The organism is uncultured Gimesia sp., assembly GCF_963972345.1.
In the GTDB taxonomy this organism is placed as follows: domain Bacteria; phylum Planctomycetota; class Planctomycetia; order Planctomycetales; family Planctomycetaceae; genus Gimesia.
Window position 1 is genome coordinate 1 of the sequence record NZ_CAXAVM010000112.1, and the last position, 22647, is coordinate 22647.

The 22647-nt window shown below is 52.1% G+C and carries 17 protein-coding genes and 1 pseudogene; 8 read left to right on the plus strand and 10 right to left on the minus strand.

The genetic code is table 11. The features are described from left to right. Positions 1-337: hypothetical protein (locus tag AACZ40_RS17915; RefSeq protein ID WP_339675270.1), on the plus strand; the 337-nt coding region annotated here is incomplete at its 5' end. A gap of 64 nt (positions 338-401) precedes the next feature. Here AACZ40_RS17915 and AACZ40_RS17920 read toward each other — a convergent pair. Further along, positions 402-2126, minus strand: coding sequence for an arylsulfatase (locus tag AACZ40_RS17920; protein ID WP_339675272.1), 1725 nt, complete (start codon positions 2124-2126; stop codon positions 402-404). A gap of 279 nt (positions 2127-2405) precedes the next feature. Between AACZ40_RS17920 and AACZ40_RS17925 the strand changes: the two genes are divergently transcribed. Further along, a complete protein-coding gene (locus AACZ40_RS17925; RefSeq protein ID WP_291170812.1) occupies positions 2406-3047 on the plus strand; it encodes a hypothetical protein in 642 nt (213 codons plus the stop codon). Positions 3048-3055: 8 nt separating this feature from the next. Here AACZ40_RS17925 and AACZ40_RS17930 read toward each other — a convergent pair whose 3' ends face one another. After that, positions 3056-3355, minus strand: a complete 300-nt coding sequence (locus AACZ40_RS17930) for a hypothetical protein (RefSeq protein WP_291170810.1) — start codon at positions 3353-3355, stop codon at positions 3056-3058. A 525-nt stretch (positions 3356-3880) separates the two neighbouring features. Between AACZ40_RS17930 and AACZ40_RS17935 the strand changes: the two genes are divergently transcribed. Both AACZ40_RS17935 and AACZ40_RS17940 read left to right on the plus strand, forming a co-directional pair. After that, the gene (locus AACZ40_RS17935) at positions 3881-4942 is read left to right on the plus strand and encodes an Ldh family oxidoreductase (protein WP_291170808.1); all 1062 of its coding nucleotides are present in this window, start codon (positions 3881-3883) and stop codon (positions 4940-4942) included. A gap of 13 nt (positions 4943-4955) precedes the next feature. Continuing rightward, on the plus strand, positions 4956-5222 hold the full coding sequence (locus AACZ40_RS17940) for a hypothetical protein (protein ID WP_291170806.1): 267 nt from the start codon (positions 4956-4958) through the stop codon (positions 5220-5222). A gap of 37 nt (positions 5223-5259) precedes the next feature. On the opposite strand, the gene AACZ40_RS17945 is transcribed toward AACZ40_RS17940, so the two are convergent. From AACZ40_RS17945 to AACZ40_RS17965, 5 genes are all read right to left on the minus strand, one after another. Then, positions 5260-6954, minus strand: coding sequence for a serine/threonine-protein kinase (locus tag AACZ40_RS17945; protein WP_291170804.1), 1695 nt, complete (start codon positions 6952-6954; stop codon positions 5260-5262). Between the two features lie 462 nt (positions 6955-7416). After that, positions 7417-8433 carry a hypothetical protein gene (locus AACZ40_RS17950; RefSeq protein ID WP_291170802.1) on the minus strand — a complete coding sequence of 339 codons (1017 nt, stop codon included), beginning with the start codon at positions 8431-8433 and terminating at the stop codon, positions 7417-7419. 186 nt (positions 8434-8619) lie between these two features. Next, positions 8620-9492, minus strand: coding sequence for a dihydroorotate dehydrogenase electron transfer subunit (locus AACZ40_RS17955; RefSeq protein ID WP_291170800.1), 873 nt, complete (start codon positions 9490-9492; stop codon positions 8620-8622). Further along, complete coding sequence (locus tag AACZ40_RS17960) at positions 9489-10643, minus strand: pseudouridine synthase (RefSeq protein WP_291170799.1); 1155 nt, start codon at positions 10641-10643, stop codon at positions 9489-9491. Before AACZ40_RS17960 ends, AACZ40_RS17955 begins: the two co-directional genes overlap by 4 nt. A 116-nt stretch (positions 10644-10759) precedes the next feature. Continuing rightward, on the minus strand, positions 10760-11809 hold the full coding sequence (locus AACZ40_RS17965) for a sigma-70 family RNA polymerase sigma factor (protein WP_291170798.1): 1050 nt from the start codon (positions 11807-11809) through the stop codon (positions 10760-10762). A gap of 669 nt (positions 11810-12478) precedes the next feature. On the opposite strand from AACZ40_RS17965, the gene aceE reads away from it, so the two are divergent. The 4 genes from aceE to AACZ40_RS17985 all read left to right on the plus strand — a co-directional run bounded on the left by aceE (position 12479) and on the right by AACZ40_RS17985 (position 19233). Further along, entirely contained in the window at positions 12479-15172 is a 2694-nt protein-coding gene (gene aceE / locus AACZ40_RS17970; RefSeq protein ID WP_339675279.1) for a pyruvate dehydrogenase (acetyl-transferring), homodimeric type, read from the plus strand. A 57-nt stretch (positions 15173-15229) separates the two neighbouring features. Next, positions 15230-16594: a 2-oxo acid dehydrogenase subunit E2 gene (locus AACZ40_RS17975; protein WP_291170796.1), complete on the plus strand. Its 1365-nt coding sequence runs from the start codon at positions 15230-15232 to the stop codon at positions 16592-16594. Positions 16595-16641: 47 nt separating this feature from the next. After that, positions 16642-18069 (plus strand): dihydrolipoyl dehydrogenase, encoded by a 1428-nt coding sequence (gene lpdA, locus AACZ40_RS17980; RefSeq protein ID WP_291170795.1) that lies wholly within the window; start codon positions 16642-16644, stop codon positions 18067-18069. A 78-nt stretch (positions 18070-18147) separates the two neighbouring features. Further along, a complete protein-coding gene (locus AACZ40_RS17985; RefSeq protein ID WP_291170793.1) occupies positions 18148-19233 on the plus strand; it encodes a hypothetical protein in 1086 nt (361 codons plus the stop codon). Positions 19234-19245: 12 nt separating this feature from the next. Here AACZ40_RS17985 and bioA read toward each other — a convergent pair whose 3' ends face one another. The 3 genes and pseudogenes from bioA to AACZ40_RS18000 form a co-directional block, all read right to left on the minus strand. Continuing rightward, a complete protein-coding gene (gene bioA, locus AACZ40_RS17990) occupies positions 19246-20613 on the minus strand; it encodes an adenosylmethionine--8-amino-7-oxononanoate transaminase (RefSeq protein ID WP_291170790.1) in 1368 nt (455 codons plus the stop codon). A gap of 100 nt (positions 20614-20713) precedes the next feature. After that, positions 20714-21706: a malate dehydrogenase gene (locus AACZ40_RS17995; RefSeq protein WP_291170789.1), complete on the minus strand. Its 993-nt coding sequence runs from the start codon at positions 21704-21706 to the stop codon at positions 20714-20716. Between the two features lie 234 nt (positions 21707-21940). Beyond that, positions 21941-22647 (minus strand): annotated as a pseudogene (locus AACZ40_RS18000) (hypothetical protein); the annotation flags it as partial.

The window sequence follows — 22647 nt, forward strand, 5'->3', positions numbered from 1 at the left end:
TCCTCAAGCCCTGATCACACCTACCGCCGCTGATCCCAATCCAAACCAGTTCAGCGACTACCAGACTCACACGCACGTTTCACCATTGTTTGAACAGTCGATCTTCGCAGAAATGAACCTCTTCGACAAAGTACCAGTACTGAAACGCATGAAACTGCTGGAAGAAGCCAAACTGAAAGTCGGCTACACTTACATTGTCGCCGGCGAAGTCACTCGCCCTTACGAAAGTATTCTCTGGACCGGGATGCCAACACGAGGCCTGTTTCCTTCCATTGATGTGAAGCGGGAAAAATGGAGTGTCGGAACCTGGAGTGTCGGTCTGGACTGGAACTACTAGGACGCCCCACTAAATACATGATTCAGCATAACCGGCTGGGAACCAGATTTCCCCGCCGGTTTTTTTATTTCATCTGAGTAAGAACGACATCTCCCCGTGTACTGTTATCGCCGGGATAAATCCGATCCTCTCCCTCTGCCTGGAAGCAGATATCGAGCAGTCCCGTCCCGGCTTTCAGTTCAAACTCTGCAGTTGACTCTTCCGCCGCCAGGTATTCATGCACGGTTCTGCCCTGCCAGTTCACAAAAAGTTTGCCTGGTTTTTCTGTTTGTCGCTTGATCTTGATTTGATACAGGCCCGCTCGGACGATTTTTACCATCCAGCCTTCTGAAACTCCTCGCTGGAACGTTCCATCCTGATAACGGCACAAGACACTGGGGTGCTCCTTCATCTGATCGATCACAATCAGGCCTGGTTCAAAGTTCCGGGCTGCTTTCATTTCCGAAAACCAGGCTTCGTATTGTGAGAGCAGATCTTTTACTGTCTCGGGATGTGCGTGCAACACATTCTCTTGTTCCCCCGGGTCGTTTGACAGATCATACAGTTCCAGTACGGGCACCGCCTGTAGCCTCAGGTTTTCATTTCCAAATGTGCCGGGATAACCTGCCAGCTTAAACCGCTCTGTCACCACTGCGAAATTCTGATAGCGTTGAGGCATCAACCCTCGATGCACCTGGAAAAACAGGCTCCGCTCCGGCAGCTTCTGTTGACTGCCTGTCAATAATGGTGACAGATCGACTCCATCCAGTTTGAGGGCTTCAGGCCGCGGTGTATTTGTCAGGGTCAACAGAGTAGGCAGCAAATCGATATGAGCGGCGATCTGATCGATCTTCTCCCCTTCCCGAAAATGACCAGGCCAGTACGCCAGGCAGGGAACCCTAATCCCCCCTTCATAGATCCAGGATTTCCGACCGCGGAGCCCTGCCGTATATCGCTTCTGCTGCGGACCATTATCTCCCAGAAATATCACCAGGGTCGATTCGGCCAGTCCGCTGCGATCCAGATGCGAGAGCAGTTTTCCTATGTTTTCATCCAGGTTTGTAAGCATCCCATACACGCGGGCCGTCGTTTCATCGAGCCCCTGCTGCTGATAAGGCTTCCAGTACGATTCAGCGATCTCCAGAGGTGTATGCGGTGCATTCGTCGCCAGATAAACAAAAAACGGTTTCTCTGCCTGCTGCTGTCGATCCATAAATTTCAGCGCCTCATCAAAAAACACATCCGTGCAATAGCCGGTCGATTCAAATGCATCCCCGTTCTTCCAGAGCTTCGGATGAAAATAACTGTTGGGCTGATCGGGACTCTGTCCAATCCCGCCACTTTTATGAATCAGTGTTTCTGCAAAGCCCTGATCCTGCGGCCGCATCGGATAATTATCCCCCAGGTGCCATTTCCCGAAGATCCCGGTCTGGTAGCCCGCCAGCTGCAGCAACTCGGCAAGCGTGACCTCATCACCCTGCATTTTCGCGCCGCCACGCGAGGTATGAATGACTCCCGTACGATAATAGTTGCGACCGGTCAACAGGCTGGCACGCGTCGGTGCACACACCGGACTGCAATAGAACCGGGTCAGTTCGATGCTCTTCCGGGCCAGTTGATCCAGGTGAGGTGTTCTGATTTTGGGATTATTGTGAAACCCGACATCGCCATATCCCTGGTCGTCGGTCAGAACGATGATCACATTGGGACGATTTTCTGCCGACACACCTTCTGCTGCACTGAACATGCATGACAGCAGCAATACTATTCCCGCAAACCATTTCACTGCTGAGCTATAGAACAATTTCATCTTCACTCCGGATATTGAAAGTGGTTACTCTCGAATCAATCAAGAGTCTGCATCACAACAAATTGCGGTGTCACATCCTGAAAAAACAGTTGTCGATCCCAGACTGATGCCTTACGATAGAGAGTTCAATCAGTCTCAAATTCGGGAGCGTATCACTATTAACCATCGCGACTCCCGAACGAAAATTCCTGGTATCTATGCCCCGGCACTATGATCCGTCCCCTTGACCTGGAAGACGCAACAATAAACGGGGACACCGTCTGATCAGAAAGACCAGCCATGAAATCAATCATTGCATGCGGAAGCACGTTGATCTGCCTGATCGTCGCCCCTCTCGAAATCGCGGAAGCACAGGCTGTCAGAATCCAGCAACCCATCGTACAACAATTTTCAACGGGAACAACACTGACTGTTCCCGATCGAGGTTCTGCATTGCTGGGAGGAGTTCAATCAGGGGCCTCCCATTTCAGACAGTCAGGACCGTTTCGCGGTGGTTCCTCGTACGGTCACTCTTTTCAGAGTGCAACCAGCAATGTGAGCGTTTATATCCATGATTTTGAAGCCATGGATCAGATGCTGCTCAATTCCGCGCCGCGCGTGTTACGCGACTCCCCATACAATCCTTCCGCATATCAGCACTGGAGAAACCAGTTACTGAATCAGCCCACTGAAAATCGGTCAACCGCCAGCGGTACCGCGGAAACGATTTCAAACGCCAGCGAAATCAGGCAGTCCAAGGCGGAACGATTTTATGAACTGGGGCAGCAGGCAGAGAAAAAACATTCGACGCCTACAATTGCCATTCTGCATTATCGCAACGCGGAAAAGTATGGCAGCAGCAAAGCGGCGACTCGCCTGCAGGTACTGACGACCACCAGCGCAACACGCTCGTCACTCCCGGGGCGCAACAACACAGATTAAAGCAGAGGTCAGGCAGCTTCTTCTTCTGCCATAAAGATCCGATTGGGAAGATGGACCTTGGCATAGCGTTCGCCCCGTGCATCATAGAAGTAGACCATATTCGAGTCGGAAGCCCAGATTGCTCCCAGACGGACGCTACGGGGGCCATTGATCGAGAACTGCAGTCCGCAACTGCGTCCCCGACGAATCAGGGACATTTCCGACATCGAGAACTGCTCTTCCAGCAGGTTCTCTTTCTCACAGAGTGTTTTATGAATAAATTGTCGCAGTTCGTTAAGTGACTGGATGTTCTCTACACTGAAACTCATTCACTGTCCCTCTCGCAATAAATCTCGTTCACCTGTGATTTCAGTGAAGTCAGCTGTTCGCTGACTTGCGTCCCGTCCCGAATCAACAGGTTGACCTGACGAGTATCGTCCAGCCAGACGGTCATCTGTCAGAAGAGTTGAAACGCCCGTCTCTTTGTTAAAATTTGAGAAGATGATGAATTTTCCGTATTCGTTAATCGGTCCGACTTTTTCTCCGATTTCCACGAATTTCAAAAAACAGGACTGAAGATCAATACCCGAACACCTCCAGAACAACCGGGGGGCGGTCTCTCTCCGGGGCTATTCTTTTATCTAATCAGACCAGTTGGTTCAACTTACTGTGCAAAAGATTCAAACGACGGAGTTCGGGCCTGTCGTTTTTTCTGGTCAACAGGGAAAATCCTGATATCCCCTAAATTTACCGGATATAAAATAGTTTGTATGATAGAAACCGATGCATCCTGCAATTCCAGCTTTTGTCCAGAATTGGCTCAACCATACCACTTATCTGAAGGACTTTCTGAAGTGCCCGTTATCTCTGCCCAGTCATTGCAAGACTTTACCGAATCACTCCTGCTTAAAGGAGGCGCGAATGAAGAAGAAGCACGCATCGTTTCCCATAGCCTGGTCGACGCCAACCTGCTGGGGCACGACTCGCACGGCGTGATGCGTCTTCCCTTTTATCTGGGCCGCGTCAAAGAAGGTATTCTGAAAGCCGGCGAGAAACTGCAGATTCTCAATGAAACACCGGCAGCGATTGCCGGCGACGGATGCTGGGGATTTGGCCAGACTGTCATGCACGAGTTGATGAATCGTTTGATTGAAAAAGCGGGCACACTCGGCGTCTCCTGTGGTACACTCAAGCGTGCCTCACACATCGGTCGCCTGGGGGAATATGCTGAAATGGCTGCCGCCCAGGGGATGGCTTCCATTATCTGTGCCAACACACACGGCTCTGCCCCCCGCGTCGCGCCCGTCGGGGGCAAACGACCTCGACTGGGAACCAACCCGATCTGTATCGGCATGCCCGGCGGTGCGGAAGGCCCGTTTGTACTCGACTTCGGTACCTCTGCCACCGCAGAAGGCAAAGTTCGCATCAAAAAAATCGCCGGCGAACAGGTTCCTCCCGGACTGATCCTGGACCCCGATGGAAACCCCACCACAGACCCCAATATGCTCTACGGCAATCCTCCAGGCACGATTCTTCCGATGGGCGGTGACCAGGCTTATAAAGGATTCGGGCTCTCTTTCATGGTAGAAATGCTCTGCGGTGCCCTTTCAGGCGGACAATGTGCTTTCCCTGACCCACCACCGCCACAGGGAAACTGTGTCTTCGTCGTGGTCATCGATCCCGGTCACCTGGGAGGCCAGAACCATCTGCTCAACGAAATCACCAATCTGGAGAAGTATGTCAGAAGCGTGCCCCTCAAAGAGGGAATCAGCGAGATCTTTCTGCCAGGCGATCCGGAAAAGAAAACCGCTGCCACCCGAAAAACGACAGGCATCTCTCTGGATAAAGGAAACTGGGAAGCCCTGACCAGTCTTGCCGGGGAACTGGGTGTCCCCGTACCAGAAGTTCAAGCTTAGACTGCAATCTCACATGGAAAACGAAACGGACCAAAATCAGAATCCCGATGCACGCTTGTATGTGCCCGTCAACGAGACAGACAACATCAACCTCATCGTCAAACGCTCGTCTTCCAAAGAATATTGCTTTTCCAAATTTCCCGGGCAGGACCATTTCCACCTGTTAATGCATGGTGAGATTATGGTGACGAACGGCCATGACATCTACTGTGTCGACTGTGCCATCAGGCATGGTTTCCTGACCCGGGACCGTTTGAACTGGCAGCATCGAAAAAGATAAGTCGCGCAGCTGCACTTAAACCTGGCTCAGTGCGGACTCAGGCATTCACAGGCAGAATCGTGGTCGCCTTCATGTAATCTGATACATATTCTGCGTCCGGTTCCTGCTGCACGAGCTGTTCTGCTTCTGACCACCAGGCAATCGCCTGCTCTTGTGTCCATTCATCAACCTCGAGCAATTTCAAGGCGGCACTCAGTTCTTCTGCTCGCTGGTAGCGATCTTCCGGTTTCTTCTCCAGGCACTTCATGACGATCGCTTCCAGTTCTTCCGGGATGCGGGGATTGATCGACGACGGAGGAATAACCGTCTCGCTCGCATGCGCGAACATCACCTTCAGTGCATTTTCGCCTTCGAAGACTGGTTTGCCCGTCAGTAAATAGTAGGCACTGGCTCCCAGCGAGTAGATATCAGAACGGGGATCGGGAGTCCCGTCTCCGGTCACGGCTTCAGGACTGGTATACAGAGGCGATCCGACGACAGCCCCTTCCATGGTCAGGTTCAACGAATCGGTATTCGAGCGTTTATCCTTGACCAGTCCAAAATCCAGCAGCTTGGCAACATCGTACAGCCCCCCACGCTCAGCGGAAAAGATATTCCCGGGTTTGATATCTCGATGAATCAGACCTTTATGATGCGCTTCCGCCAGAGCAGAACAGACCTGCTTCAACAGATAGACAACCCGTTCCGGAGGCAGGACGCCGAAGCGTTCGACGATTTCCTGCAGGTTCAACCCGGGCAGAAACTCCATCACATAAAAGAATGTCCCCTCTTCGGTATGGCCGTAATCATAGATTTCGATCGTATTGGGATGTGTTAATCCCGCGGTCGCCTGCACTTCACTCTCGAACCGCAACAGGATGTTTTCATCATCCACCTTGTCCCGCCGGATCAGTTTAATGGCACACGGACGTTTGAGCAGACGATGTTCCGCCAGATAGACTTCTCCCATCCCACCGCTGCCTACCTGCTTCCGCAAAGTGTACATGCCGATGCTCTTCGCATCGAAGGCTTCGCGTCTCAGACTGCCCACACGATGCGAACCATAGACGGCGGTACTGGCAGCGATCAACAGCAAAATGATCATTTCCGACAACCCGCCTGAGTAGAGTACCTCTGAAACCTGGGGCACCTGCTTTCCCGTCATCACTGCTCCGACGAGCGGGCTGATCACCATCAGGCTCACGACAGAGATCACACCCCGCAGCGAGTTGGGAATGAAAAACCCGTAAGTATAAATCAGAATCATCCAGGGAAAGACGGTGCGCAGAGGAAATGCAAACGCCACTTTGCCCAATAAAATGGGATCGCAGGCGCAGAGCTCACAGAAGTGCCACCAGATGAGAAATACCGCAGGCGCACCAAAAGTGATCGCTTCACAAATACGCAGACGCCACAGGCACAGGCAGGGTTTCAACCACAGGACACCAGCGACAGAAAACAGGATTCCCGTTAAGATGGTATCCAGGACAAGCATTTCCTGTCCGTGTGAATCATCAAATTCACCAAGCCACAAGCCGCGTATCAGAAACGCCGAAGTCGCCAAAGCCAGCAGCAATGAAGCCACGCGAAGACGACTGAGCAGCAGCTGTCGTCCCTGCTCCTGAAACATTCCGGAGCCACGCGAAACGACGCCCGCATGCGGGCAGAACTTGCCCGCTTCTTTTTTGTATTCTTCGGGAACCAAAGTCTCTAAAGCCTGAGCATTTGCCCCGGCAAGTTTTTCTGAACCCATCCTCAATGTCCCAGACATGATCAATTATTGGTAATGCATTTTGCGGATCAGATTTGGTAAATCAATCTCATGCTCTGAAACGAACAACCCCGATGTGTCTGTCTGCCATGACAGTCAAAATTACAAAGGTCTGCGTTTCGTGGGGAAGAAACTAAATAACTGACCACATCGCACAGTTAATTTTGCTCTATTATACGTCGCTATGGAAATGATTTATAGTACTTTTTGACGGACTCTTACAAATAAGAAACCGAAGCCACAAGCTGTTTCATAAGAGCCACTTAGAACACGCTCGCTTCCCCCGTCAATCATATCACTGGCTGCCGGTCTGACGATTGAACGGATCACGAAAAGAATACGGGCACTCTCTTAAAATCCGGAGCACATCAATTTCTTAAAGCGTCTCTCGTACTATTTCCCGGTTCTTACCCGTAGAGAGACTTCACGACAACGGGCCACAATTTAGTTGCCGTTTTTCTTCTGATAACATTCCCCCAGATGAACCATCATCTCCAGTGCCAGCAGATCGGCTCGACTCATTACATGTCGGGAACTCCGATTGCCCAGCCCTTTGACGATCAGTTCTACACACTCCAGATGAAATTCCAGCACCTGGGGGGGCGTTAAGTCCACAGCCGCCAGTAGTTCGGCGATCTGCAGTATTTCATCTTTGAGGCTGCCCGCTCCCATGATTACGTAGGTACGTAATAATTCGTGATAGTAATCTCGAACCTCGAAGGGTATCCGGGGAAGTTCTGCTGCAGCATCAGATTTGTGAGGATCCGTCTGTTTATCTCCTGCAGTTTCAGACTGCATTTCGTTTATCGCATCGGGATAAACCAGGGTCTGCAGTTCTTCTACAATCGAGCGCTGCTGATTCAGCAGTCGTTCCGCTTCATCCCGTTCACGAATCAGACGCCGATGTTTGTCCACCTGTAATTGATGGTTTTCTTCAGTGAGTTGTTGAACAAACAGGGCGCGACGCACGACACTTAATAATGCCGGTGATTCCCACATCGCGGGAGAAACAAGGATTTCCGCCTGGTTTTCACAGGCAGCCAGCGTCACCTGGTCATCGGGATGCGACAACAACAGGACAACAGGCTCGTGACACCCACTGATACGAATGGCATTCAACAGTTCCAGGCGTGACTTTTTCAGAACCTCGTCAAACTGAATCAGCAGACAGTCAAAGCTGTCTTTTCGCAATTGCGTTAACGCTTCTTCGGCGGTGGAAACCCATTCAAACCGTGGTTCACTGCAGCCTGTTGCATCCAGCCGTAATGCCAGACTCACCCACACCGGTCGCACTTCACTGACAAACAGCACTTTAAAACCGGGGGGAATCAGTTGCTGCTGCTGCGCACTCTCGGCCTGTTGATCTGAACCAGCGTTAGAACCGGACTCTGACCGGCTTTGCGTCAATTCGGCAAAAGATTCTGCATCGATCAGATTGTGCTTATCATATTTCACACTCATTATCGGGCCTGTCTGCTGGCAGGACTATAAAGATTTTTAAGGAGAACTGTCAATATGATCTCGCTGCAACCGCTGTTTTTAAAGGAAGTTATACCTCTCTGCCCTACCTGTTTCACAGGAGTGCCCCGGTGCGCCTCTGCGACAGACGCAAACGTCGGGAACCTCACTCAGCCACAGTAATCGGACTTAAAAGATCAGAGATTCTGCATTGAAAACCGGTCCTTCGACACAGGTCCGCCGATAATCCCACTCATCATCACTGATCCGGACTTTCGCCACGCAACTGAAGCAGGCACCAAAACCGCAGGCCATCGGAGTCTCCAGCGACAGCCAACAGGTAATTCCCGCCCGGGATGCAATTTTGCTGACCGCTTCCATCATCGGTTCCGGCCCACAACTGAAAATCGTTGACGGGGGTGAGTCGCTCTCAATCCGCTGCTGTAACAACTCGGTCACAAAGCCCTGATGTCCGTATGATCCATCATCGGTCGCGACTTCGACATTGAGTCCGTCCAGTTGAAAATCATCCAGGCCGGCCAGATATGCTTTGGATCGCGCGCCGTATAACAGGCTCACAGAATCTGGCAATACAGGCAATATACGCTCGGGTTGACCGTATTGGCGCAGTCCCAGTGCTTCTCGTGCTGTGGCCAGAAAGGGAGTCTGCCCGATTCCCCCCGCCACCATCACCAGTGAACCGCTGCCCGGGTGAGGAAACCCGTTTCCCAGCGGCCCCCAGATCTCGACACGATCACCGGGCTGCCAGTGTGTCATGCGGGAAGTCAGCTTACCGACCACGACGTAGCCAAAATCGAGGCCAGTCGGCGTACCCTTATCATCCAGACAGGTATCGTATAACGCGAAGGGCCGTCCCAGCAGCGGATCATTCACATCCGGTTCGCGTATCATGAAAAACTGACCGGGCAAAATGACCTGCGCCACTTCGGGACACTCGATACGCAAGCGATACGTGTCTTGCGCCATGCGTTCCTGCTCAATGACACGCGCTGTAAGATACCGGGGAGTTGCACAATGACTGAATTGGGAAGCCTCTGTCATTTTCGCTTTCCTTGACGTGTTCGCTTTTCCGAATCATCGCCGATGATTCTACGTCCTGTTGTTTTCGGTTTTGTGGAGTCTGCAGCAGGCTTCCGCCCTGTGGAAACAGTCCGCTTTCCCCCGGCCTTTTTTTGAACGCTACCGGTCCTTTTTTCGCCGGTCTTTTTTACACCGGTTTTTTTTACACCGGTTTTTTTTACATCAGTCTTTTTTCCGCCAGTCTTTTTTCCGCCTGGGGTTGTTTCTGAAATATATTTCCCGGCGGCTGCCCCCCGTTCACCCGACCTCTTAACCGCCGTTTTGCGGGAGGCCCGGCCTTTCACTGGTGCAGCGTTCTTCTGTCCCTTTCGATGACGGATGTCCGGGGAATGCTTCTCATTTAACAATTGTCGCAATTTTTTCAGCTCGGTGTCAGATAAACGCCGGGATTCCCCTGTTTTGAGTTTTCCCAGGTTCAGCGGCCCGAAACGGATCCGGACGAGTTGAATCACCTTGTGACCGATCCGCGCCATCATGCGGCGAATTTCTCGATTCTGCCCTTCGTGCAGCGTTAACTCAAGAAATGCGCTCTTGCCCTGTTTTTTAAGATATTTGAGACCGGAGACCCGAAACACGCCTTCCTTGAAGCGAACCCCTTTCCGGAGTTCATCCAGCTTCTCGCGGGGGGGATTCCCAACCACCTGCACATGGTAAGTGCGGGCCACACGGTACCGGGGATGGGCCAGACGCTGCGCCAGTTCACCATCATTGGTTACCAGAATCAGACCTTCGCTGTTTTCATCCAGTCGTCCCACGGTAAACAGCCGCTGGCCATCATTCGGAAACAGATCGACCACCCTCCGCCTGCCGGCAGGATCATTATTGGTACAGAGAAAACCCGAAGGTTTGTTCAACAGATAATAACGACGCGGCTGCAGGCGCACCCGCTCGCCATCAACTTCGATGACCTGCGTTTCCGGATCGACCTTCGCACCTAACTCAGTGACGACATCACCATCAATAGTCACGCGTCCGGTTTCGATATATTCTTCGCAGTGACGTCGGGAACCCAGACCGGTGGCTGCCAGAAATTTCTGCAGACGGATCAGATGACTGTCATCTTCGGCCGATGTCTCTTCGGACGGGGTTTGCGGGTCGGAATCGGAACTCATGATTTTTCAACTATGGTGAAAAGGGATACTTCAGGTAAAGGCGCCAGCGCCTGTGATGCTTATACCACAGCGGGAACTCGATACCAATTATGCGGAATGGTTTCTTTACAGGGAACTCAAATGATTTCCGGAATATCCGGTATTTCCAGTTTTTGTTCCTCAATCGCTTCCCGCATTCTCTGCAGTGAGCGGATTGTCAACTGTCGCACCCGCTCGGTACTCACACCCAGGTCTTCCGCGATCTCACGGAATTTTTCAGGAGTGTCTGATTTCTCCAGACCGAACCGACGCTTCAATATTAACTGCTCCCGCTCATCCAGTGTGTTCAGCACCTTCTGCAGAACATCGTCTATGTTCTGATGATAGGTTTCATGCGACCGGGATGTCGAGCGGTTATCACTCAACCCCAGGGCCAGAGTTTCTGCCCCACTCAAAAAGGTCTTGCGGTACTTGCGCCCTTTTTTGGTCGTGCGAAACAGAAAGTTACGCACCGCCCAGGTTCCATAGGTACTGAACCGGTTACCACGCTCCACATCAAAAATCTCGACAGCACGAATCAGCGGCAGATGGCCATCGCTGACAATATCTTCCAGCAGGTTGGCCCGATCCGTCAGATTTTTGGCGATTGAGACCACCAGACGCAGATTGGCCTGAATGATGTAATTCCGAAGACGCCGCGCGTCCTTCAGTTTCTGCTCGATCCGGTCCAGAAGTCCAATGCAGGGAGATTTCAGATCAACCTCTGACTTCAGCATCTCGGCCCGATATTTGAGGTAGTTCATCCCGCGAAAGAGAATGACTTCCTGCTCTTTATCCAGGAGAGGAACTGCATACAGCTGGGCCTGCTGGAAATCAAATTCCGACAGATCGTAGTCTGAATCCGAATTGAGGGCCGCACACAGTTTCTGAAGGGGCTGCAGAATTTCATCGCTGGCGGCATCATGGTCAAAACGCTCACTGTAGACATATTCGATCTCGGTCGAGCAGATCTGCTCGGCTCGTTTCTGCAGCTCACGTGTGACACAGACCTTCCGCATACGCACCGCTTTTTTCACGGCCAGCAGTTCACACTGACAGGACTTCGACTGGTCCGTAAGAATCGCCCGCTCACCCAGTTGGGAGAATGAATCTGTCTGCAGGAATTCAGCCGATGATGTGCTGTACATGGAATTAAAACTCTCTGAGGTCATGCTTTACAAAGCGAGGTCTCTCTTCTGAGATACTGAACTCATACTAGGGAATCTGACTTGATAAAACAATTTTAACAGGCAGAATTGTTAAAAATGCACGATAATTAATGATCTTAAGAAGGGGCAAGGACTTGTGGACACTGCGAACTTTGATTTCCTTCCTGTAAATTTTGATCCATCAAAACACAACTGGCTATTATTACACCGGCAGGAAATCCGAGACGGACTCACGCTCCATACAGCAACTGCCGATCAATAAATAAGGGGTGAACGACTTGCTTTTCCCCGGAAACTTTTTCCGAAATCCCATCCCATTTTCCTCAAAATTTCCCTCCCGAATCCTGTCGCAATTCTGTTTGCCGTTTGCTATGTCTATTAAAGAGTTTAGACCCGTTGCTTTGACTCGCAAAACAGACAGAAATTAGTTAGCATTTCCCTTACCGGGATCTGTCCCAGCATTCTCAACTCTGAACCGAAAGCTGAACGATCCCAAAAAAGAACCGTGACAGTTCCCTTACTCACGGTACATCCCTAGAATTGTTGAGAACTCATCTGCGTAATTTCTTCCTGGATAACTACTGTCAGTGATCTAAGTGAAGTTACGCTCATCGAACATACTTAAGCAGGTTGAAAGAACCATATCTCATGGTAGAACAGACAGTTACAGGTGCAGTGCCTGGAGTCGATCCGGCAGAACTGGAAGAATGGTTTGAATCGCTGGATGACCTTATCATCCGCTACGGTAAAGAACGAGTTAAAAACGTGCTGGCCATTCTGCAGGAACGCGCCTATCGTCAGGGAGTGACGATGCCCTTCACGGCCAACACACCTTACATCAATACCATTCCCGTCGACGAGCAGACACCGTTTCCCGGAAATCGTGAGATTGAACGCCGCATCAAAAGTATCATTCGCTGGAATGCGATGGCGATGGTCGTGCGGGCCAATAAATATCACGACGGCATCGGCGGACACATTTCAACCTACGCTTCCGCAGCCACCCTCTGTGAAGTCGGATTCAACCACTTCTTCCATTCCCGTACGGAAGACCACTCGGGAGACGTGGTCTACTTTCAGGGACACGCTTCTCCAGGGGTCTATGCCCGTGCCTTCGTTGAAGGACGTCTGACAGAAGAAAACCTGGAGCGTTTCCGCCAGGAAATTCCCCGCGGCGGCGGACTCTCTTCCTATCCGCATCCCTGGCTGATGCCGAACTTCTGGCAGTTCCCGACCGTCTCCATGGGTCTGGGACCCATCATGTCCATTTACCATGCACGCTTCCTGCGTTATCTGCATAATCGCGGCATCATGGATACTTCCAAATCCAAGGTCTGGTGTTTTGTCGGTGATGGTGAAACCGATGAACCCGAAACCCTCGGTGCCATCACACTCGCATCACGCGAACACCTGGATAACCTGATCTTTGTCATCAACTGTAACCTGCAGCGTCTGGATGGACCTGTTCGCGGGAACGGTAAAATCATCCAGGAACTGGAAGCGGCTTTCCGTGGTGCCGGCTGGAACTGTATCAAGGTGGTCTGGGGTAGTGACTGGGATCCCCTGCTCGCGGAAGACGAAGATGGTCACCTTGTCAAACGCATGGGAGAGGTCATCGATGGACAGTACCAGAAGTATGTCGTCGAACCAGGCTCTTACATTCGGGAGCACTTCTTTGGGGAAAATCCCGAACTGGCAAAAATGGCAGAACACCTGTCCGACGACCAGCTCAAACGCATGAAACGTGGTGGCCACGATCCGGAAAAAGTCTATGCCGCTTATAATGCTGCCGTGAACCACACTGGTTCTCCCACCGTGATCCTGGCAAAAACGATCAAAGGTTATGGGTTGGGTGAGATTGGCGAAGGCCGCAACATCGCTCACAATGTGAAAAAAGCAAATGAAGAAGAATTAAGAGATTTCCGGTCTCGATTCGGTATTCCCATCCGTGATGAAGACGTCAAGGACACTCCGTTCTATAAACCAGACGAAAACAGTCCCGAAATGCAGTACCTGCAGAAAAAACGGGAAGAACTCGGCGGCTATCTTCCCAAGCGGACGCCAACCGAAGAACGGCTGGAAACACCAAGCCTGGAATCGCTCGATAAATTCCTGACGAGCATGGCTGGCAAAAAAGGTTCCACCACCGGCGCATTCGGCATCCTGCTGGGAAATCTGCTGCGAGATAAAGTCATCGGCAAGCGGATTGTGCCCATCATTCCCGATGAAGCCCGTACCTTTGGTATGGAAGGTCTCTTCAAACAGTGTGGGATCTATGCCAGCCAGGGTCAGTTGTATGAACCGGTCGACCGTGATCAGCTGATGTATTACAAGGAAGCCAAAGACGGACAGATTCTGGAAGAAGGCATCAATGAAGCGGGAGCGATTTCTTCGTTCATCGCGGCAGGCACCGCCTACGCCAACCAGGGCGTCAACATGATTCCCTTCTATGTTTATTACTCCATGTTCGGCTTCCAGCGTGTGGGCGATCTGGTCTGGGCTGCTGCCGACTCGCGGACCAAAGGTTTCATGCTGGGTGGTACCTCCGGTAGAACCACGCTCAACGGAGAAGGTCTGCAGCATCAGGATGGACACAGCCACGTGATGGCTTCCACCGTGCCGACTTTACTGGCATACGATCCTGCCTACGCTTATGAGCTGGCAGTGATCATCCAGGAAGGTCTGCGACGCATGTACCAGGAAGGCGAAGAGATCTTCTACTATCTCTCCGTCTACAATGAAAACTACGAAATGGCCCCGATACCTGAAGGCGAAGATGTTGTCGATGGCATCATCAAAGGGATTTATAAATTCCGGTCGCAGGAAGTCGAAAAACCGGCTGTCGAAATGCGGCCACAACTGTTCGGCAGTGGTCTGATCCTGCGTGAAGTCCTGCGAGCCCAGGAAATCCTGGCAGAGAAATTTAATATTGCCACCGATGTCTGGAGTGTCACCAGCTATAACCAGCTGGCCCGCAATGTGAAAGATATCGAACGTGAGAACCGGCTGCATCCTGATGCCGAACCACAGAAATCATATCTGGATACGCTCTTTGAAGGTGTCGCTGGCCCCTTCATCGCATCCAGTGATAATATCAAACTGGTCGCCGACCAGATTCGTGAAGACATTCCAGGCAACTATTGTGTACTGGGAACAGACGGCTTTGGTCGCAGTGAAACCCGTGAATCACTCAGACGTCATTTTGAAATCGATGCTGAAAACGTAGTGGTTGCAACGCTGGTCTCATTAGCCGAAGAAGGTCAGTTCGATAAATCAAAGCTGCCTGCCATCATCAAAGACCTGGGAATCGATCCGGAGAAAGTAAATCCACGGCTCGCTTAACTCCCATAACCACAGGTTTCATTGAAGCATTACTACAAGAAGATAGAACACAAAACTATGGCTACTGAATTTAAACTTCCTGAAGTGAGTGAGGGTGTCGAGACAGCAGATGTCGGACAAATCTCTGTCGCGGTAGGCGATACAGTGGAGCAGGGACAGGTTCTGATGGACATCGAAACCGATAAGGCGGTGGTCCAGCTTGAATCGCCTTACTCAGGGACCATCGAAGAACTCAAAGTTTCTGAAGGCGATTCGGTTTCGATTGGCGCGGTTCTACTGTTAATCAATGAATCCAACGGCGAAGCATCCGCTCCTGCCAAAGATGAAAAATCAGCAGAAGCCAAGTCAGAAGAACCAGAAGCGGAACCGGAAGCAGAAGAGTCAGAGCCAGAGGCGTCCTCGAAAGAACAGCCGACTGAGGAAAAACCAAAGGAAAATCGCAAGCAGGAAAGCAAGTCGACATCCAAGCCGGCAACGGCTCCTGTGCGGCCAGCCGATACGGACTCATCGGGAAATAAAGCGCCTGTCCCCGCCGGACCTGCCACACGCAAACTGGCTCGCAAACTGGGCGTCGATCTGTATCAGGTCAGTGGCTCTGAAGCCGGTGGCCGGGTGACACAGGAAGATGTCGAAAATTACGTCAAAAATCTGATTGCCAATGGCAGTTCTGCAGGGGGTGGCGGCATCGCTGTACCTCCCCTGCCCGACTTTACCCAGTTTGGAGAAGTCGAACGTAAGAAACTCAATAAGCTTTCCCGCGTCTCTGCCAAAAACCTCAGTCTGTCCTGGCAGGTCATTCCGCATGTCACTCAACATGACCTGGCGGATATCACCGACCTGGAGACCGCGCGAAAACTGTTTATCTCCAAGCCCAATTATTCGGGTCCCAAAGTCACGATGACCGCTCTGGCCATGAAAGCCATTGCCATTGCTCTGCACGAATATCCGAGTTTTAACTCCAGCTTCAATTCGCAGACCGATGAAATTGTCTTCAAGAACTACATCAACATCGGTGTTGCCGTTGATACCGAAAACGGACTGGTTGTCCCTGTCGTGAAAGATGTTGACAAGAAAAACATCATCACCATTGCCAACGAAATGAACGCGCTGGCCATCAAGGCGCGCGATCGCAGACTGGAAATGAATGACATGCAGGGCGGGACCTTCACCATCACCAATCTGGGTGGCCTGGGTGGAACATCGTTTACGCCGATCGTCAATTATCCGGAAGTCGCCATCCTGGGCATGTCTCGTTCGCGTCGTGAATTCCAGCTGATCGATGACAAACCCGTTTCGCGCCTGATGCTGCCTTTGTCGTTATCATACGACCATCGGGTAATTAACGGTGCCGATGCGGCCCGATTCATCGTGCGTCTTTCCAGTTTGCTCTCCGATCCGTTCAATCTGCTGGTTGACTGCTGAGCTCGTAATCTACACTGAAGTAATACAATAAAAGGTTTATCGATATTATGTCTGGATCAGCTACCAGAGAAACGGATATTGTGGTCATCGGCGGTGGCCCCGGCGGGTATCCGGCGGCATTCGAAGCAGCCGACAAAGGTTACAAAGTCATTATGGTCAATGATGACGTCGCCCCCGGTGGCGTCTGCCTGAACCGGGGTTGTATCCCCTCCAAAGCACTGTTGCACGTTGCCAAGCTGATTAATGAAACAAAAGAATCCGCTGAGTGGGGCATCACCTTTCAGAAGCCGGAGATCAACCTCGATCAACTGCGGGACTTCAAAAACAAAGTGGTGACCCAATTGACCGGCGGTATCGGGCAACTGGCCGGCGCCCGCAATGTGGAAATCCTCAAAGGCTTCGGCCGCTTCAAAGATGCCCACTCGGTCGAAGTCTCCAAACAGGATGGCACGAAAGAAACCATTCAATTCAAATACGCCATTGTGGCCACTGGTTCCTCACCGGCTGTGCCTCCCGTATTCGACCTGGATGATGATCGGATCATGGATTCCAGCGGCGCCCTGGAACTGGCCGACATCCCCGCAAAACTGCTCGTCGTGGGCGGCGGTTACATCGGCCTGGAAATGGGGAGCGTCTACGCGGCCCTCGGTTCCGAAGTCACTGTAGTCGAAATGACGGGTGGACTGCTCCCCGGTGCCGACCGCGACCTGGTACGGCCACTGCAGAAGCGACTTACCGAAAGCTTCGCGGCAATTCACCTGAATACCAAAGTTGAAAAACTGACACCGGGAGAAGAAGGCATCACTGCCGATCTGAGCGGTGAAGGGGTTGAACCCCAGCAACTCTTTGACCGCGTATTGATTTCGATCGGCCGTCGTCCGAACAACAAAGGCATTGGATTCGAGAATACAAAACTGGAACTCGACGACCGCGGCTTCATCAAACACGACGCGCAGCAGAGAACCGCCGAGCCTCACATCTATGCAATTGGTGATATCGCCGGCGAACCCATGCTGGCACACAAAGCCACCCGCGAAGCCAAAGTCGCCGTCGAAAGTATTGCCGGCGAATTCGGCGAGTTCGATAACATCGCCATTCCCGCGGTCGTCTTTACCGATCCGGAAATTGCCTGGTGTGGCGTGACCGAGCAGGAAGCCAAAGACCAGGGACTGGATGTGGAAATCACCCGCTTCCCCTGGGCCGCTTCAGGGCGGGCACAGACTCTGGGCCGCACAGAAGGTCTCACCAAAATGATCTTCGATAAAAAAACCGGACGCGTACTCGGCGTTGGCATCGTAGGACCCGGCGCCGGTGAACTGATCGCCGAAGGCGTACTGGCTGTCGAGATGGCTGCCGTCGCAGAAGATGTCGCCGAAAGCATTCATGCACATCCCACGCTGTCAGAAACCCTGATGGAAGGCGCAGAAGCCTTCATCGGTCAGGCCACACACATGTATAAACCCAAACGAAAATAACCAGAGTTCCCGCTTGCCGTCGATCCGGACTGCAGCGGGAATCATTAAGAACAGGAACCTGAAAAAGGGCATTGTTGAATGCGATTTCACAAACGATCAACGACGCCTTCCTATTTCAGCCGCCGTGATCAGATCCGGCTGTTTCGACTGGTTGCCGCTCTGGGCGTGATCTTTCTGGGGATGCTATATGCATCACGCGAAGAGAACTGGTACTGGCTCACAGGACGTCCGGCAGACGATCCTGCCCGGCAACAGGCGCAAGTGAATCCCAGCGAAATCGATTTCAGTGTCAGAGAAGAACCAGCGCTGAAGCCGGACGAGTTTCGATCAGAGCCCGCTCCTGAAATCGAGGTACCCGCCCAGGTCATCGCCCGGCTGGAAACGGGTGAATTTGATGTACGCGTTGATCCGCGACTCCTGAACTCTGTTTCTGACAGTACTCTGGGTATTCGCGATCATGAATCAAACTCCCTGTACTACCTGCTCGCCAAAGCGGCCGCAATTCCGCAGAACGTTCTGGAACAGTCAACAGAACCAGCCCCTCCCTTTGTCGTCGTCATGAACGAGTCTCCCGAATACCGGGGAAAATTGATGACAGTCAAGGGGCAACTGAAACGTCTCAAGCCTGTACCTGTGGAAGAAAACCAATACGGTGTGAACTCCCTGTATGAAGGCTGGTTTTTCTCTAATGATTCCGGGACTCATCCCTGGCGCGTGCTCTGTACTCAACTTCCGCAGGGGATTCCCACCGGTAACGACCTGCAAGAAATGCCTTCGGTTCAGATTACGGGTTATTACTTCAAGAAAACGGGTTATCCTTCCGCTGCCGGCAAACTCCAGACGGCACCACTGCTGGTAGCACGCCAGATCCGCTGGTTCCCACCCTCAGATACACCGGCTCCCTCTTCTTCAGGTGCGGTCAAATACATTGTCAGTCTGTTTCTGGTGATCAGTGTCGCGCTGGGCTTTCTGATCTGGAGGTTCATTGTCAGCGATCAGAAATTTGCCCGCAGTCGAACCGCGAAACTGATGCAGCGTCCTGACATGTCGATGGACAGCCTGAAAGATATTGAGACCGTTGACATTAATGATGTACTCAAACAGATGGGACAGCAGAATCAAGACCCACCTGCAGGTTCCGATCAGTCAGATAAGCAGAAGTAGACAGGATTCGATTCAAGCCACCTGCATCTGAATCGCTTCGTCAATCGCGGCAAATACGGTATCACACAGCTGCCCGATCAACTCAGCAGGCATTCCCGGAGCCGGCATCAGTATTACCACATCGCCCAGGGGACGCACAATCACGCCCTGCTTTCTGGCAGCCAGAGTCACCTGGTGCCCCATGCGGCGTTCTGCAGGAAACGCAGCCCGGGTATCCCGATCTGCGACCAGTTCGATCCCCACCATTACCCCTTTGTGTCGAATCTCGCCTACATGTGGATGATCTTTAAGCTCTGCCAGTCTCTGTGCCAGCACGGCAGAGGTCTCGCGAACGTTATCCAGCGTGCTGTTCTCATCGAACAGTTTCAACGTCGCCAGCGCCGCCGCACATGCCAGGGCGTTCCCCGTATAAGTGTGGCCGTGGTAGAAGGCATTATAGTCAGTATGAGCCCCCTCGAAGGCAGCAGCGATTTCATCAGTCGCCATGGTGACCGCTAACGGCAGATAGCCGCCGGTAATCCCTTTCGCCAGACAGAGAAAATCGGGAGTCACCCCTTCCTGTTCGCAGGCAAACATGGTCCCGGTCCGTCCCAGGCCAACTGCCACTTCATCTGCGATCAGGGGAATCCCATACTGGCTCGTCAGCTCCCGCACACGTTTCAGATAACCAGCGGGATGAATCAGCATGCCGGCTGCTCCCTGCACCAGTGGCTCAATCACAAAAGCCGCCAGTCGCCGATGATGTTCTGCCAGCAGTCGATCCAGTTCGGCAAAGCAGAATTCAATGTAACTTTCCTCGGTATAACCTTCGGGGCGATGATAGGAAACAGGGCAGGGAATCTGAACCGATTCAAACAGCAGCTTGCCGAAGATCTGATGAAAAATGGATATTCCGCCGACACTCACCGAACCGATCGTATCACCATGATATGCGTGTTGCATACAGGCAAACAAATCGCGGGGCTGCGTTTCGGCAGGGGATTTGTTTGCATGATATTGAAATGCCATCTTCAACGCGATTTCCACTGCCGTCGAACCACTGTCTGAATAAAACACTTTGGTCAAATCTGCAGACGTGCGTTTGACGAGTTCCTCCGCCAGTTCGATGGAAGGCACACTTGCCAGCCCGAGTAATGTCGAATGCGCAATTCGATCCAGTTGAGCGCGAATCGCCTGATCCAGTTCAGGCACGCGGTGCCCGTGCACATTGCACCACAGTGACGAAACGCCATCCAGGTACGAACGACCCTGGGTATCGATCAGGAAGAAGCCCTCCCCCGATTCAATGATGGGCACATTCTCATCCCGGTGTCCCTGCATCTGGGTAAAGGGATGCCAGACATGCTGATTATCGATGTTACGTAACTCGTCAGAATGCATTTTTCGACTCGGCTTTGATTTATGCGCGGTAAATAAAAACAGAAAGAGCCACGTCGATTGAGCGTGACTCTTTCACTGAAACTTCAAACTTTACACAGCCTTAACCAGGCAGCAGGTCGCGAACGACATCGCGTTCATCCCGCAGTTCCTGTAAAGTGGCTTCAAATTTGGCCTGAGCAAAATCGTCATGCTCCTGACCTGCGACGATTTTCCAGGTGGTGCCATCACTGGTCAGCGGGTAACCACAGATCAGACCTTCATCAACGCCGTAGCTGCCATCACTGCAGACAGCAGCTGAGAAGCTTTCACCCAGCGGTGTCGGGGTGATAATGCTCTTGATTGTGTCCAGAGCAGCATTCGCAGCCGAGGCGGCACTGGAAGCACCACGCGCCTGAATGACGGCTGCACCGCGTTTCTGTACGGTTTCGATGAATTCACCGCGCAACCAGTCATGATCTTCAATGATTTCAATAACGGGATTCCCGTGAATCGTGGCATGATAGAAATCAGGGAACTGTGTGGCTGAGTGATTACCCCAGATGTTCATGTTCTTGACTGCAGAAACAGGCTGACCTGCTTTTCTGGCGATCTGCGACATGGCACGGTTCTGATCCAGACGGGTCATGGCGTACCAGCGATCACGGGGTACTTTGGGAGCATTACTCATCGCGATCAGGCAGTTGGTGTTACAGGGATTCCCTACCACCAGCACCCGCACATCGTCAGCAGCAGCAGCTTCAATCGCTTTACCCGTGCTGGTGAAAATCGGACCGTTGATCCGGATCAGATCACCACGTTCCATGCCGGCCTTACGGGGGATACTCCCCACACAGACAACAAAGTTACAGTCTGCAAACGCATCTTCCAGGTGGTCACTGTCCGCTTTCACGACACCGGCCAGAGTTGGGAAGGCACAGTCTTCGAGCTCCATCTCCACTCCGTCCAATGCCGACAGCATCGGAGGAATTTCTACAAGATGCAGAATGACAGGCTGATCGGGGCCAAATATTTCCCCGGAAGCCAGACGGAACAGCATGGCATAACCAATCTGGCCAGCTGCCCCGGTTACCGCAACTCGAATCGGATGAGTCATCTCTTAAGCACTCCTTAACATTGAATATTACCAGTGTACCTGCCCTGGAACACAGGTCAGGATTAATGCGGAATCTTACGTTTTTTTTACCTCCCTGCGGACAGATCAGCAACCGTTGTGAGGCATCTGTTTCCATTTTCTGAAGACTACAGCGACTTGCCCATCAAAACAGGTCACAAACTCGAATAAATCGAGAGATTCCTGCGATTCTGGCTCAAGCTGCCGGGATGCGAATTACTGGTTGAACAGCACGGTTCCACCGATTGCCACCGCAGCTGCTGCCACCGAAGCAAACATGATTTTCACCCAGCTGTATGGACGCTCCCCATTCACTTCGCCGGTCGCTGCATTCACGGCGACCTGATACAATTTGTCCTTGTATTTGTAGCTCAACAGCCACAAAGGCAACAGCAGGTGTTTATACGTAATCGCATCATATTGAGTCTCGACCGCATCAACCCGCTGGGTATCGCCGCCAATGCGCTGGCAGACTTCGGAATACAGGGCGGCATCAATCCGTTCTTTCCCCAGCACAAATCCATCATCGAGTTCGATCTCGTAAGTCCGCGCAGTAAATCCCGCCAGATAAGCATGCTTAAAAGGCACCATCAGATGCAGCGGAAACGGTTCCAGTTCTCGAATTAACTGGCGAGGCAGACCATGCGAAGCCAGGATGATCACATCATCGAAGAAATTCTGGAAGGAACCAGAAGCGGGATACCACCGTGTCCTTCTCTCCTGCCGCCGATTCTTTCCGGTGCCCACGGTGACATAATAATATTCCCCCCGCTGTCCGGAGTAACGGGTACTGGTCATGGAATCGTAAGTGAAATATGGCATATAAACACCGTGAAATTTCCCTTCAACCCCCTTCTCCACAAATTCATTGGGCGCAAACCACAGCGACTTCACCCAGGCTTTTAACTGCTGCCGCGCTACGG